The sequence below is a fragment of the Ruegeria lacuscaerulensis genome, from assembly GCF_013034745.1.
Classification (GTDB): Bacteria; Pseudomonadota; Alphaproteobacteria; order Rhodobacterales; family Rhodobacteraceae; genus Ruegeria; species Ruegeria lacuscaerulensis_B.
Genome location: NZ_WQGP01000002.1, coordinates 233,857 through 248,102 on the forward strand (window position 1 = coordinate 233,857; position 14,246 = coordinate 248,102).

Sequence of the window (14,246 nt, forward strand, 5' to 3'; positions counted from 1 at the left end):
GTTGGGTTATTCCGCAGCCTCGGCCGCTGCGTCCAGTTCAGCCGCTTTCTTTTCGACCTGTTCAACGATGTGGTCGATCATCTGATCGTTGGACATCTTGTGGCTGGCCTTGCCCGCCAGATAGACCATACCCGAGCCCGCACCGCCGCCGGTAAAGCCAACGTCAGTCATCAGCGCCTCACCGGGGCCATTCACGACGCAGCCGATGATCGACAGGCTCATCGGCGTCTTGATATGCTCCAGTCGCTGCTCTAGCGCTTCGACCGTCTTAATCACGTCAAAGCCCTGCCGCGCGCAGGACGGGCATGAGATGATATTCACACCGCGATGGCGCAGGCCCAGTGATTTCAGGATCTCATAGCCCACCTTGACTTCTTCCACCGGGTCCGCGGATAGGCTGACGCGGATCGTATCGCCGATCCCCATCCACAGCAGATTGCCCAGCCCAATGGCGGATTTGATGGTGCCGCTGACCAGTCCTCCGGCCTCGGTGATACCCAAATGGATGGGAGCATCTGTGGCCTCGGCAATCCCCTGATAGGCCGCAGCCGACAGGAACACGTCACTGGCCTTCACGCTGATCTTGAAGTTGTGAAAGTCGTTGTCTTCTAGAATGCGGATATGTTCGAGCCCGCTTTCGACCATTGCCTCGGGGCATGGCTCACCATATTTCTCAAGCAGGTGCTTTTCCAGCGACCCCGCATTGACCCCGATCCGGATCGAGCAATTGTGGTCGCGGGCGGCCTTGATCACCTCCTGTACCCGCTTTTCGTCACCGATATTGCCCGGATTGATCCGCAGGCAGGCAGCGCCTGCCTCAGCAGCCTCGATGCCGCGTTTATAGTGGAAATGGATATCGGCCACGATCGGTACAGGGCTTTCGCGCACGATCTCTTTCAGTGCCTTTGACGACGCCTCATCCGGGACCGAGACCCGCACAATATCCGCCCCCGCCTCAGCTGCGGCCTGCACCTGCGCTACCGTCGCGGCCACATCCGTGGTCAGCGTGTTGGTCATGGTCTGAACTGCAATTGGCGCATCGCCCCCAATGGCAACGTCGCCAACCATGATCTGACGGGATTTGCGGCGATAGATGTTTCGCCACGGGCGCACGTGATTGAGGGACATGAGGGTCGGGTCCAAGACAGCCAGAGTTGCGCCTCTAGATAGTTTGCTTAACCCACTATCGCAATGGCTAGATCACTCGGACCCGGCAACGGGTTCCTGTGCCTGAAGCTCGGCAACCAAGCGTTTGAGCGCGCTGTTCTGCTCGGCCTCAAGATCGGCGACCGTGTAGTTTTCCGCCACGGCATCCTTGGACAAGACTACGCCTTTAGCCACGGTACCCGGCGCACCGACCGGGCCGAAATGTTCACCGTTCATCGAGAAATAGACCGACCCCGACGCGCCTGCGCGCAGTTGCGGTGGTTCTTCGGTCAGCGGAACCTCGAACGTGTTGCCTTGCTCGACCGTGCCCAGCGTGCCTTCGAAGATGACGCTGCCATCTGCGGCTGTCACGCGCATCCAAGACGGATTGACCGCGACGATCTTGAGCGTGGTGTCCAGTTGCTCGACCACTTGTGGCAGCACCGGGCGTTCAACAGTATGCACCTCGGCCACTTCAATCTGAGGCGGCTCGGGCGGCAGGAAAGTCCCTACCGTGCGCGGATCAAGGGTCGAGATCGGAGCATCACGCGCGACCAGAACCGGTACATCCAGCGCCTGTGGGCGATACAGACGATCCAGCGCCTCGACGCTGGGTGGTTCGATCTCAGCCGTGGTTTCAGTCGATATTGTTGCGCGGGCAACATCCAGAGGATCAAGATCGGACAAAACGACCGGCGCCTGTTCAACCGGGCTGACCTGAACCTGCTGTATTCTGTTCAGCACCGACCAGCCGCCATAGCCGATCCCGCAGATCACAGCCAGCAACACCAGCGATGAGCCGATGGCACGCGGATCGATCTGGCTGACCAGCGGTTCTTTTCCCGGAATATAGGGTGTATTTGGCGACATGAACGGATCATGGCCCATCGGGCCACGGGCAGGCAGCCCGCCTATAGGCTTGCGCACTACCGACGCTTGCGCAGACATGCCATGGGCCACTTCGAACCCACTTTCCTTGCAGAAGGCGGCAAAGGTTTCATCCGGGTTCATCCCCAGATAGCGTGCATAAGACCGCACATACCCGGCGATAAAGCCGGGTGTGTCAAAAGCGTCGGGGTTCGCTTCTTCAATCGCTGCGATGTAGGTGGCTTTGATCCGCAGTTCGCGTTGAACATCCAGAAGAGACTTGCCCATCGTCGCGCGTTCGCCGCGCATCATGTCGCCAAGTCGGACCTCATAATCGTCATAGCCTTTCGGCCGGACGTCACTGTCCTCATCCGATCCGCGCTGAGATCTGCGCCCAATCATTCCTGCTGCCCCATTCTGCCTACGCGTGTTTCACGCCAGAGCCGAATCATGCCTACCGATTCGTCTGCTACTTTTGTTAGCTTAAGCCTAACACGCTATGAACGCGTTGCACACTTTGGCGTGAGGTTAACCGGCGAGTTCGGCGCGATTTAGCGCACAATGTGACCAAAGTTCGTCCATCGCCTGCACCAGAGCGTTCATTTCATCCGGCCCGTGAACCGGCGATGGAGTGAACCGCAAACGCTCGGTTCCGCGCGGAACGGTCGGGAAATTGATCGGCTGAACGTAGATTCCATAGTCGTCCAGCAGCATATCGCTGAGCTTTTTGGTATGAACAGGATTGCCAACGATCACCGGCACAATATGGCTGCCATGGTCGATCAGCGGCAGGCCCAACCCTTTCAGTCGCAGCTTCAGGATTTTCGCCTGTGTTTGGTGCAGCTCACGCAGTTCCGGGGCAGTCTTCAGATAGGCAACCGAGGCCGCCGCACCCGCAGCAACGGCAGGCGGCAGCGACGTGGTAAAGATGAAGCCCGGCGCATAAGAGCGTACAGCGTCACACATTTTCGCACTTGCCGCGATATAGCCGCCCATCACACCAAAAGCCTTGGCCAATGTGCCGTTGATAATGTCGATCCGATGCGCAAGGCGATCCCGCTCGGTCACACCGCCACCGCGGGGGCCGTACATGCCAACCGCATGAACCTCATCAATGTAAGTCAGAGCACCAAATTCATCTGCCAGATCGCAAATTTCTTCGATCGGGCCGAAATCGCCATCCATCGAATAGACGGATTCAAACGCGATCAGCTTGGGAGCGGCCGGATCGTCAGCCTCCAGCAGTTCGCGCAGATGAGCGACGTCGTTATGACGGAAGATCCGCTTGGCGCCACCGTTGCGGCGCACGCCCTCGATCATCGAAGCGTGGTTCAGCGCATCCGAATAGATAATTAGACCAGGAAACAGTTTGGGCAGCGTGCTCAGCGTTGCGTCATTGGCAATATAGGCCGAGGTGAAGAGCAACGCCGCCTCTTTGCCATGCAGATCAGCCAGTTCAGCCTCAAGCTGCTTGTGGTAAACCGTCGTGCCCGAGATGTTGCGCGTGCCACCCGAACCGGCCCCTGCCGAATCCACAGCTTCGTGCATCGCGTTCAGGACAACCGGGTTCTGGCCCATGCCCAAGTAGTCATTGCCGCACCAGACGGTGATGTTCTGTGTGGACCCGTCCGGGCGCGTGTGTACCGCATGCGGGAAATGGCCGTTGCGACGTTCGATGTCGATGAAGGTCCGGTAGCGTCCTTCGTCGTGCAGCCTGGCAATCGCGGTATCGAGCTGAGCAGTATAGTCCACCGGTTTCTCCTTAAAAGCCCGGCCAATCCGCATTGACCGAACATCTTCCCCGACCCCGTTTTCATCCGACGCCGATATGGTCCCAAGTGATCGCACCATATAAGTGAGTCTGGGAATGCTTATTTGATTTGCATCAAATATCGCCTCACATCCTACCCGACAAGTAAACTTACGTCCAAGAAACGCGAGGAAACGACGCAGGGGGGCAGTCGCATGCGTCAGTTATTGCGCCTTTTTGACAGTAAACGGACTGGACGGCAAGGATCGCCCTGTTAGGGTGCCGCCAGAAATCCTTTTGGCCGGAGTCCCCCTCATGACGCTTGACGCAGTTCTCACCCGTATCGACGCCGATCTGCAAACCTCAATCGACCGGTTGATGGAATTGCTGCGCATCCCTTCGATTTCGACTGACCCGGCTTTTGACGCTCAAGTCAGCCAAGCTGCGGACTGGCTGGTGACCGACCTGAAAACCATCGGCATTCAGGCAGAAAAGCGCGAAACCACGGGCCACCCGATGGTCGTTGGGCATATCGGAGAAGATAACGACGCGCCGCATATACTGTTTTACGGGCACTATGATGTGCAGCCAGTGGACCCGCTGAACCTGTGGAACCGCGACCCGTTCGACCCGGCCATCGAAGACACCGACAACGGCCCCGTCATCCGGGGGCGGGGATCCTCGGATGATAAGGGACAGTTGATGACTTTTGTCGAGGCCTGCCGCGCCTGGAAAGCCGTTCACGGCACCCTGCCTTGCCGCATTACTTTTTTCTTCGAAGGCGAAGAGGAATCCGGTTCGCCCTCACTTGTGCCCTTCCTGCGCGAAAACGCGGCCGAGTTGAAAGCCGATCTGGCCCTGGTTTGCGATACCTCGATGGTGTCGCGTGGGGTGCCTTCAATCGCGTCTCAGCTGCGCGGGATGCTCAAGGACGAATTCACCATCGTCGGCCCCCGGATCGACCTGCACTCGGGCCACTACGGGGGACCGGGTCTGAACCCGCTGCGAGAATTGTCGAAGATTGTTGCCTCTTTCTATGATGACGAAACCGGTCGGGTTGCAGTCGACGGCTTTTATGATGGCGTCCACGAGGTTCCCGCTGACCAGTTGCGCCAATGGCAAGACTGCGGTTTCGACGAAGCTGACTATCTGAACTCCGTCGGCTATTCGCAACCGCATGGCGAAAAGGGCTATTCCACCCTTGAACAACAATGGGCGCGCCCGACACTCGAGGTCAACGGGCTTTGGGGCGGGTACAACGGTGCGGGGTCCAAAACGGTGATCCCCTCGCGCGCCCATTGCAAGATCACCTGCCGCCTTGTTGGCGATATGGACCCTGACGATCTGCGCAACAAAATCCGCAAACATGTGGAGGATCGCCTTTCGGCAGATGCAACGGTTGAATGGGATAACGACCTTGAAGGCGCCCCGGCATCGGTGATGAACCTGGATCGCCCCGAATTCGAGGCCGCACGCGGCGCGCTATCGGACGAATGGGGGCGCGAGGCTGTCTTCACCGGCATGGGAGGATCAATCCCGGTCGTCGGATATTTCAGCACCGAATTGGGGCTGGATTCCATGCTTGTCGGTTTTGCCAATGACGACGATGCGATTCATTCGCCGAACGAGAAATACGACGTAAAGAGCTTCCACAAAGGCATCCGGTCCTGGGCCCGTATCCTGGACGCACTGAGCAACTAGGGGTTAAGCGAGGCTCTGCCTCGCGCTCCGGGATATTTAAGGCCAGATGAATGAAGGATCCCCGCTTCATCTGGCTAAAAATATCCCGGGGGAGTCGCGGCTTGCCGCGGCGGGGGCAGAGCCCCCCCCTTCCCTTACATGTGGATCACGCGCCCATAGGCATCCAATACACTTTCATGCATCATCTCGGACAGCGTTGGGTGCGGGAAAACTGTGTTCATCAGATCTTCTTCCGTGGTCTCCAATTGACGACCGACTACATAGCCCTGAATCATTTCCGTCACTTCCGCGCCAACCATGTGCGCACCCAACAATTCGCCAGTTTTGGCATCAAAGATCGTTTTGATCATCCCCTCAGGCTCACCCAGGGCAATAGCCTTGCCGTTGCCGATGAAGGGGAAGCGGCCGACTTTGATGTCATAACCCAGTTCTTTGGCCTTGGCTTCTGTATACCCGACCGAAGCGACCTGCGGCTGACAATAGGTGCAACCCGCAATGCTCTCGGGCTTGACCGGGTGTGTGTGTTTACCTGCGATCAGTTCGGCGACCATCACGCCTTCATGACTGGCTTTATGCGCCAGCCAGGGCGCGCCGGCGATGTCCCCGATTGCATATAGCCCCTCGACACCGGTCCGGCAGAACTCATCTGTAACCACGTGGGTACGGTCGATTTTCACCCCTAAGGCCTCGAGCCCCAGATTCTCGACGTTACCGACAATACCAACAGCTGAGATGACCGTATCGAAATCGTGCTTTTCGACCTTGCCCTTCACCTCGATATGCGCGGTGACTTTGCCCTTGCCGCGATCAAGCTGCTTGACCATCGCTTTTTCCATGATGGTCATGCCCTGCTTGGTGAAGGCTTTTTTGGCAAAGGCGCTGATCTCGGCGTCCTCGACCGGCAGAACCCGATCCATCACCTCGACCACCGTCGTGTCCGCGCCCAGTGTATTGTAGAAGCTGGCAAATTCGATCCCAATTGCGCCTGACCCAATCACCAACAGCTTTTTCGGCATCCGGGGCGGTTGAAGTGCATGTTTGTAGGTCCAAACCAGATCGCCATCTGCCTCAAGACCAGGCAATTCGCGCGCACGCGCGCCCGTCGCTAGCACGATGTTCTTGGCCGTCAGGTCCTCGGTCCCTTTTTCGGTTTTGACCGAGACCTTGCCCTTGGCCGGGATCGTTGCCTCGCCCATCACAACGGTCACTTTGTTCTTTTTCAGCAGGTGACCAATGCCGCCTGACAATTGCGCCGCAACCCCGCGCGACCTTTTAACCACCGCATCCAGATCATACCCGATCTTGTCGGCCTTCAGACCAAAATCCTTGGCGCGTTCCATAAGGTGAAACACTTCTGAAGATCGCAGCAGCGCCTTTGTTGGAATACAGCCCCAGTTCAGGCAGATACCGCCCAGGTGCTCACGCTCGACAACGGCCGTTTTCAGACCGAGCTGCGATGCGCGAATTGCTGCTACATACCCGCCGGGCCCGGCGCCGATTACGATCAGATCAAAAGAGTGTGCTGCCATTGTTCCCTCTCGGCGCAGGTCGTTTCAGAGATTAGTTTACCATTAAACTAAATTCAAAAATGCATCAACAATATCGTCCCGCGGCAAAAGCGACGCAGGGTCAGCGCACAAGATACACGCTGTTTTCAGCCTATACCGCGCAAGACACAATGGCTAGAACATAGACGTCGGGCCCGCCCGGCACTCATTGATTGTATTGTATTGGAAGTTTCGACCATGGCCAGAACGCTGACTGACCTGTTGCTTGCCCTATTGAACGCGACCCTGATCCTGGTGGCCCTGTGCCTGTTTCTGGGGTGGAAGCTCGCCTCGACGGTTGACGATGTCACGACGACCCTCACGGAAAAGGTTCAAATCGTTGCTCCGCTGAAAGAAGAGGTGAAGGGAGTGCGTGGCGAATTGACCGCCCTGCGCAGTGAATTGTCGTCATTACAATCAGCGGCGGTTGTTGCAGACAGCGCCGTCGCCGCACAAATATCGTTGGCCTTGGCCAAGCTTGACCAGCTTGAAACCAAGCTGCAAACGTCACAGGCGCGTATCGCCGATCTCACTGAATCGCCGGACCACTTAATTAATACCGCCATAAACACGACGGCCGACGCAATCGCCGACCGCGTGATTGCCATTCGTGGCTGTGTGCCTTCGTCTTAGTTCGCGGCCTGCAATTCACGGACCGTTGCACCGTAGCCACCCATGTCCACATAGGCGGCTTCGGGCGCGGTCATGGGGCGCGACAAAGCCTCGTTCCGATAGGGGAAGCGACCGAACTGGCGGATCACTTCACGATGGGCCCGCGCGTGTAGCAGATTGCTGGAGTCCGAATTGATGTTCTGACACATCAACCGCACGCAGCGTTCCTGATCGCACAAGTTTTCCGAATGCATCATCGGTAGATAAAAGAATTGCCGTGCGGGTTCGTCGATCTTGAGGTCCCAACCCTTGTCCACCGCGCATTTCGCAGCCGTCAGAGCGGCGCGGTCCGATGCAAAAGCTTTAGCACTGCCTCGGAACATATTGCGTGGGAATTGATCCATCAGGATGATGTAAGCCAATGATCCGCTGGGATAGGTCAGCCATAGCGAGAATTTGCCCTCGCACGCCTGTTCCCATGTGGTCAGGAATTTTTCGCGGATTTCGGCATCAAGCGCCTCATCCTGCTCATACCACCCTTTGGGACCAACTTCATCCAACCAAAAACTCAGTACGTCTTCAGGCCCTGCCATTGCCCAATACTCCGTCTGTTCGCCTCCCCAGGGACGTAACGTCATTTAAGGGCGTTTTACAGATTTATGACAGTAACATATTGCAACATTTGCGCAATAATTCCGTGTTTCAGGCAACATCTTGCGTATCCTGATCGGCCTCGGCGGCTTCGATGGCCACTTCCTGCGCGACCTCGAACGCCACCGGAGAGGCGGTTGGATATAGCGGCGACATAGTGCCCGTCTCATCCACCGGAATAGCGGCGCGCTGTGTCATGCGGTACATGGCGTATCCGGCCAGGGCCACCAGCAGGGCGGCAATGATCAGGAAGAAGCCCGGAGGCCCAAAGATTGCGTCGCCCATCAGCCAACCGGTGATCAGCGGACCCGCGATTGCCCCCATACCGTTGATAAACACCAAACCGCCCGAAGCCGCTGCCATATCTTCATTGTCCAGAAAGTCATTCGCATGGGCAATCAGTAGCGAATAGAGCGGGTTCGACATGCCACCAATCACAAAGGCCGAGGCGAGCAGGATCGGAAAGACCGTCCCAAACAACATGGCCGTAACTGCGCCCCCCGCCCCGGTCAGAGCCACGAGCATGATCAGGAAGCGCCGGTCCATCCGATCTGAAAACCAACCCAGCGGATATTGCAGCAGCACGGCGCCCACGTAGAACGCGGCGACGAAGGTCGATATCTCGACCAGTGTCAGCCCGGCCCGTGCGCCGTAAACGGCCGCCATGCCGAACTGGGCCGAGAACACACCCCCCAGAAGGAACATGCCGATACAGCCCAGAGGTGAATTGCCCATCAACTCGCGCAGGGTCATTGGTTTGGTGCTGTCAAAAGCGGGCGTTGGAGAGATCGACAGCAAGATCGGAGCAAATGATACGGACACCAGGATCGAGGCGATGACAAAGGTTTCATAGCCTGACGGATCACCAATCAGAACCAGCCCCTGTGCAGCGATAATCCCCGTCATCTGCACAATCATGTAAAGTGACAGCGCTTGTCCTCGGTTCTCGTTATTGGCCGCATTGTTGAGCCAGCTTTCAGCGGTGACGTAAACGCCGGAAAAGCAGAACCCGATCACCATACGACCCAAAATCCATGCGATTTCATTGGTCAACAGCGGATACATGATCATCACCGCTGAAATGAAAGAGGCCAGCGCCGCAAAGACCCTTACATGGCCCACGCGGCGGATCATCTCGGGGGCAAGACGTGAGCCGCCCAGAAAACCCAGGAAATAGGCGGACATGACAAAGGACATCTCGAGGGTTGAAAACCCTTCGATCTCACCCCGCACGCCCAGAATTGTACCCTGCAGGCCGTTGCCAACCATCAGCAGGCCCATACCAAGAAGAAGCGCCCACGCGCTGGAAAGGACCTGAATCATTGGGGCCTCCGAGTTGAAGCGGTTTGACAGTTTCGATCAGTTTCAGATGAAAAGCGGCTTGGGTCGTGCTTGTCTACGACATTACCATGTTTTGATCCCGACACGCGACTTATTCCGGGATCAAAAGCGATGCATCGCCGTATGAGAAGAACCGATATTTCTGTTCAATTGCATGAGCATAAACATCGTGAATCCTGTCCTGCCCCATCAGTGCCGAGACCAGCATCAGCAAAGTGGATTTCGGCAGGTGGAAGTTTGTCATTAGCGCATCGGTGACGTGGAACTGGAAACCGGGATAGATGAAAATGTCGGTCTCGCCTTCCCACGGCGCGATTTCTCCGCTGCGCGCGGCGCTCTCGATCAGGCGCAAGGCGGTGGTACCCACCGGGATCACGCGGCCTCCGGCAGCCTTGGTGGCGCGTATCTGCTGCGCGGCCTCTTCGCTGACACGACCCCATTCGGCGTGCATCTTGTGGGTTGTCACATCCTCGACCTTGACCGGCAGGAAGGTGCCCGCGCCGACATGCAAAGTGACATGGCTGAACTCCACGCCACGCGCTTTAAGGGCCTGCATCAGCGCGGTGTCGAAGTGCAGTGATGCGGTCGGGGCTGCGACCGCGCCAGAATTACGCGCCCAGATGGTCTGGTAATCAGTCTTGTCCTGCTCATCCGCCGGGCGCTTGGCGGCGATATAGGGCGGCAAAGGCATCGCCCCGGCCAGTTCAAGCGCGGCATCAAAATCCTCACCCGTCAGGTTGAACCGCAGATAGGCCTGCCCCTCTTCGACCCGGTCCAGCGTCGCGCTGAGGTCGTCCGAGAACCGGATATCCTCGCCCGGTTTGACCTTTTTCAACGGTTTGATCAGCGCGGTCCACGTGCCATCCGCCTGCGGTTCCAACAAGGTGGCCTTGATCGCGGCCGAGACCGGCCCTTGCGCGCTGTTGCGGTGGCGGCGACCATTCAGCCGGGCGGGAATGACGCGGGTGTCGTTCAGGACAAGGCGATCCCCGGCCCGCAACCAGCCGGGAAGATCGAACACATGCGCATCCGAAATGGCATTGCCGTGCGCAACCAACAAACGCGCCGACGACCGAGGGGTCGCGGGCCGCGTGGCAATCAGGTCTTCGGGTAGATGGAAATCAAAATCGCTGAGTTTCATGCGGGCGCATTACAAGGCCCCGCTGGATTCAGCAACAACCCAATTTAGCGGTCCTCGCCGCGGGTCCCAGAGGCTGCTTTCGTGTTGTCCGATTTGACCGGCTGAGAATTCGGCCCGTCCGTCACTTTTGGCGGTGGTGGTCTAAGCAAATTACGCAAGAACAAAGGCGCAAGGCCCGACAAAGGGTTGACCGCAACCTTGGGCGCGGTGAGCGGACCGGTCAGGGAATAGTTGAACCCGATGACCCCTTCACCCTTTTTGGTCAACAGGCTGCCCACCGCGTTGACCAGGTATATTGGTGAAATCGCGCCGCGCAGGTTCAGCAGCCCATTCGCAAGGTCGACTGTTCCATCGAAGGACAGCCCCATTGAAGGACCAACCGCGCTGCCGCTGAGGACCTTGATCTCGGTCGGTGTGATGCGCATTCGGCTTTCAATTGTCGCAAAAAAGATCCCCTGCCCGGCCATTTCGTCAATCAACCCGACCAGGCTGATTGCGTTCAGCAGGGCCGCCATGGCGGGCGCATCGGTGATCCGCGTGTTCGAGATTTTCAAGTTGGCGTCATAGTCACTGCCGTTGCCGACCGGCTCCAGCGTCATGGTCAGTGTGCCGCCCCGCGCCTGTGTGATTACCCCGGCAGCGCGAAGCGCCTCGCCTGCATCATCCGAGATCAACTCGACCGCGCTGCGTGCACCGCGTGGAGTGATCGTCCCGCGTACCGGGGCACTGCCGTTGATCCGCGCAGTGAAGCCGCCCGTGACACCGCCCGTGGTACGGAAATCGCCCTTAAAGCCTGTCAATGCAATGCTTTCCGTCACTTGCAGCCGGTCCAGAACTACATCCAAGTTCGGCCCGTTCCCGGTCCCCCCGCTGCCGCTGCTACCGCCGCCGAAGGTGGCGCCACCCAGATTGACCACCCCGCCTTGCACCCGAATATCAGGCACCGAGGCGCCACGGCTGACCAACTCGGCCGGGACGGCAAGCCAATTGCCCAGATCGAACGAACTGAACTCGACTTTGTCGAATTCGCCATCCTCGCGGAATGAGATAGACGCGGTGCTGCGCAGCCCTGCCGCATCCAGTTTCAGCGTATTAACCCGCAGTTGATCGCCCAAGGTCGCGTCGAGCGTCATTTTGCCTTGAGCTTGCCGCCCCTTGCGCCAACCCAACTCGGGGATCGACAGCGCGACACCGACCAGATCCGAAGTCGCCGTCAGCGCGATCGGTTCACCCGCTCCAATTCCCAGATTGATATCGGCTGTACCCTGCCCGGTCAGCATCCCCTGAGGCAGGCCCGCCTTCAATTCGGTCATCAGTCGCGGGGACAGTTCAATCTCGCCCGACAGCTGACTGCGTTGCGGCTCGGTGCCACCGATGGGTTGGCGCCATGTTGCGTGCATGGGCACGTCGCCAAACAGACCATAGCCGCCAATTTCGACAGCAGTTTGATCGCCCGACAATGTCAATCGGTCGGCACTGACCGTAAAACCAGGAACCAGCCGGTCGCTTTTTAAATTGTCGATGTCACCGGTGAAATGAAACTCGGTATCTTCGAATTTCAGCCCTTTTATCAACGGCAAGGACAGCGTGCCCGACAGGCTGACATCACCCGCTGCTAAATCAACGGGCAAATTGGCCTTGCTTAGCAATTCCAGCGGCGGCAGGTCCAGAAGTGACAGCGCAGCAGTCGCCTTGCCCTTGGCTTTGATCCGGGCAATCGCAGGCGAATCCTTTTTGATCGACGTATCGGGGATGATGAAGGACGTCCCCGACGCATCGACCGCGCCCCCTTCGGGGGCCATTACCACCCCGCTTTCGGCCGAGGCGGTGAAGCGGTTTTCCAGGAGGCTTACCCGGCCTTGTGCGTCCTGAATGGGCGGCAGGGTCTTGGCAAATCTGATCTTCGCGTTGTCGAACCCGAAACCCAGATAGAGATCAGGTTTGGTTTCGGGACGGACCCGAAGCGAGAATTCGATGTCCGCGAAATCACCCTCATACAGGTTTTCAGACACCCATAGGCGGGGTTTGGGGGCCAAAATCTCGGGCCAGTAGTTCAAAAGCCGGTCCGAGGTCATCGTATCCAGATGCGCATCCAGAGACGCGACCCACCCGTCGGGTCGCCCAAGTAAGCGCCCCGAGGCCCGCAATGTGTGATCGGCATCCGTCAAGGTCAGTTGTCCCAAACGCAATTCGAACGGCAAAAGTTTCATCTGGAAATCCAGTTCGGCCCGTGCGGATTCCAACGATTCCGGAAACAGGCCGCCGGGATAGATGTCGATGCTGTTGAGCTGCAACTGAGCGGTCAGGCTTTCCAACGCACCGTCTTCGATGCCTTGCAGAAACGCCTTGCCCTCCGCCTGAATGGCTCCAAGGTCCGAGACCACGGACGCCTCGTTAAAATCCAGCACCTGCTGGCTTGGGTCATAGGTGAAATACGTCCGGGCAGACTCGAAGCGAATGGGTTTTGTCTCGGGCGTAGGCTGAACGGCCCCTGCGCCAAGGTTCAGGGTGGCAAACAGCGGGCCCAGCGCGGCTTGATCGTCGATGCTGCCCCGCAAGGACCCTGAAATCGGCGCTTTGAGCACTTGCAGCCAGGCTAGCGCAAGGCTTTGCCCAGCAATATCCTCGGAAGGTAAATCGGTGATCGAAAATCCGAATCTTGCCTGAGGACTACCCAGAAGACTGGTATAATTGGCCTCGATCGAGCTGGCATAGTCCCGCCCGGTCAGAACCGAAAAGCCGGTGGCAAGGCGCATTTCGTCACCGTCGCGTGTGACGGTAATGTGGCCGCCATCGAAAACCCAGGCCCTACCCAGTCGCAAATCCTGGTAGTCCAGCGTCAGCGATTGCAACTCGACCGACCGCAGACCCGACAGGATTGGCGACAGAAACACATCATCCGATTCCTCGATCAGTTCAGCTAGCGTCGGGGCCTGCTGCACCGGAGAGCTGCCGGACCCGACCGTCAGCGACAACGCCCCGTCCTTGTTGCGCGTCAGGGCTATCTGGGCATCTTGCAGGATGATGCGACGCGGGCGGATCTGGCCACGCAACAGGCCGCGCATAGACAGGCGCGTCCGCAAGTCGCCGACCTGCGCGATCTGCTGACCCGCCGCGTCACTGATCGTCACGTCACGTAACCTTAGCCGCGGAAGCCATTGTTCATTCACGAAAAACGTCGCATCACCGAACCGAACTTTCAGCCCGCCCAGCGTCTGATCCAGCCGTTTTTCAGCCTGCGTGCGCATCCATTGGGGCGCGTGTAACTGGTGACCGAACAGAAAGAACCAACCGGCGACAGCCAGCGCGCCAAGCATCAATGTAAAGCCAAGGGTCACATAGGCAACCAGCCGACGGCGCGACCTGCGACGCCGGGGTGTCTTGCTCTGGTCTGCACTTTTGTCGTCGTGCTGCACCAAATTGCTATCCACGCCTTTCAACCCGCTCGCACCGCCCTATGATCACGGGCAGCACTTAAAAACCTTTAGCG

General features: G+C 58.2%; 10 protein-coding genes. 2 read left to right on the forward strand and 8 right to left on the reverse strand.

The annotated features are described in order from the left end of the window. Nucleotides 1-6: 6 nt before the first annotated feature. The 3 genes from ispG to hemA all read right to left on the reverse strand — a co-directional run bounded on the left by ispG (nt 7) and on the right by hemA (nt 3,765). Nucleotides 7-1,128 (reverse strand): flavodoxin-dependent (E)-4-hydroxy-3-methylbut-2-enyl-diphosphate synthase, encoded by a 1,122-nt coding sequence (gene ispG / locus GOV79_RS04680; RefSeq protein ID WP_170782593.1) that lies wholly within the window; start codon nt 1,126-1,128, stop codon nt 7-9. Between the two features lie 72 nt (nt 1,129-1,200). Further along, nucleotides 1,201-2,415 (reverse strand): helix-turn-helix domain-containing protein, encoded by a 1,215-nt coding sequence (locus tag GOV79_RS04685; protein WP_170788774.1) that lies wholly within the window; start codon nt 2,413-2,415, stop codon nt 1,201-1,203. Nucleotides 2,416-2,541: 126 nt separating this feature from the next. Continuing rightward, nucleotides 2,542-3,765, reverse strand: coding sequence for a 5-aminolevulinate synthase (gene hemA, locus GOV79_RS04690; RefSeq protein ID WP_170788775.1), 1,224 nt, complete (start codon nt 3,763-3,765; stop codon nt 2,542-2,544). A gap of 313 nt (nt 3,766-4,078) precedes the next feature. On the opposite strand from hemA, the gene GOV79_RS04695 reads away from it, so the two are divergent. After that, nucleotides 4,079-5,464: a dipeptidase gene (locus GOV79_RS04695; RefSeq protein WP_170788776.1), complete on the forward strand. Its 1,386-nt coding sequence runs from the start codon at nt 4,079-4,081 to the stop codon at nt 5,462-5,464. Between the two features lie 134 nt (nt 5,465-5,598). On the opposite strand, the gene lpdA is transcribed toward GOV79_RS04695, so the two are convergent. Further along, nucleotides 5,599-6,993 carry a dihydrolipoyl dehydrogenase gene (lpdA, locus tag GOV79_RS04700; RefSeq protein ID WP_170788777.1) on the reverse strand — a complete coding sequence of 465 codons (1,395 nt, stop codon included), beginning with the start codon at nt 6,991-6,993 and terminating at the stop codon, nt 5,599-5,601. 216 nt (nt 6,994-7,209) lie between these two features. Here lpdA and GOV79_RS04705 point away from each other — a divergent pair, with 216 nt between their 5' ends. After that, complete coding sequence (locus GOV79_RS04705; RefSeq protein WP_170782598.1) at nt 7,210-7,644, forward strand: hypothetical protein; 435 nt, start codon at nt 7,210-7,212, stop codon at nt 7,642-7,644. Here the strand turns inward: GOV79_RS04705 and GOV79_RS04710 are convergent. The 4 genes from GOV79_RS04710 to GOV79_RS04725 form a co-directional block, all read right to left on the reverse strand. Further along, nucleotides 7,641-8,216 carry a DUF924 family protein gene (locus GOV79_RS04710; RefSeq protein WP_170782599.1) on the reverse strand — a complete coding sequence of 192 codons (576 nt, stop codon included), beginning with the start codon at nt 8,214-8,216 and terminating at the stop codon, nt 7,641-7,643. The two genes, GOV79_RS04705 and GOV79_RS04710, sit on opposite strands and share 4 nt — an antisense overlap. A gap of 109 nt (nt 8,217-8,325) precedes the next feature. Continuing rightward, complete coding sequence (locus GOV79_RS04715; RefSeq protein WP_170788778.1) at nt 8,326-9,597, reverse strand: MFS transporter; 1,272 nt, start codon at nt 9,595-9,597, stop codon at nt 8,326-8,328. Between the two features lie 109 nt (nt 9,598-9,706). Then, a complete protein-coding gene (gene queA, locus GOV79_RS04720; protein WP_170788779.1) occupies nt 9,707-10,756 on the reverse strand; it encodes a tRNA preQ1(34) S-adenosylmethionine ribosyltransferase-isomerase QueA in 1,050 nt (349 codons plus the stop codon). Nucleotides 10,757-10,800: 44 nt separating this feature from the next. Next, nucleotides 10,801-14,187 carry a YhdP family protein gene (locus GOV79_RS04725; RefSeq protein WP_331252332.1) on the reverse strand — a complete coding sequence of 1,129 codons (3,387 nt, stop codon included), beginning with the start codon at nt 14,185-14,187 and terminating at the stop codon, nt 10,801-10,803. Between the last annotated feature and the right edge of the window lie 59 nt (nt 14,188-14,246).

Bases quoted from the DNA above. Each gene is read 5' to 3' on its own strand.
- GOV79_RS04685 (WP_170788774.1), bottom strand. From the start codon at position 2,415: ATGATTGGGCGCAGATCTCAGCGCGGATCGGATGAGGACAGTGACGTC.
- ispG (WP_170782593.1), bottom strand. From the start codon at position 1,128: ATGTCCCTCAATCACGTGCGCCCGTGGCGAAACATCTATCGCCGCAAA.
- GOV79_RS04715 (WP_170788778.1), bottom strand. From the start codon at position 9,597: ATGATTCAGGTCCTTTCCAGCGCGTGGGCGCTTCTTCTTGGTATGGGC.
- GOV79_RS04710 (WP_170782599.1), bottom strand. From the start codon at position 8,216: ATGGCAGGGCCTGAAGACGTACTGAGTTTTTGGTTGGATGAAGTTGGT.
- GOV79_RS04695 (WP_170788776.1), top strand. From the start codon at position 4,079: ATGACGCTTGACGCAGTTCTCACCCGTATCGACGCCGATCTGCAAACC.
- GOV79_RS04705 (WP_170782598.1), top strand. From the start codon at position 7,210: ATGGCCAGAACGCTGACTGACCTGTTGCTTGCCCTATTGAACGCGACC.
- lpdA (WP_170788777.1), bottom strand. From the start codon at position 6,993: ATGGCAGCACACTCTTTTGATCTGATCGTAATCGGCGCCGGGCCCGGC.
- queA (WP_170788779.1), bottom strand. From the start codon at position 10,756: ATGAAACTCAGCGATTTTGATTTCCATCTACCCGAAGACCTGATTGCC.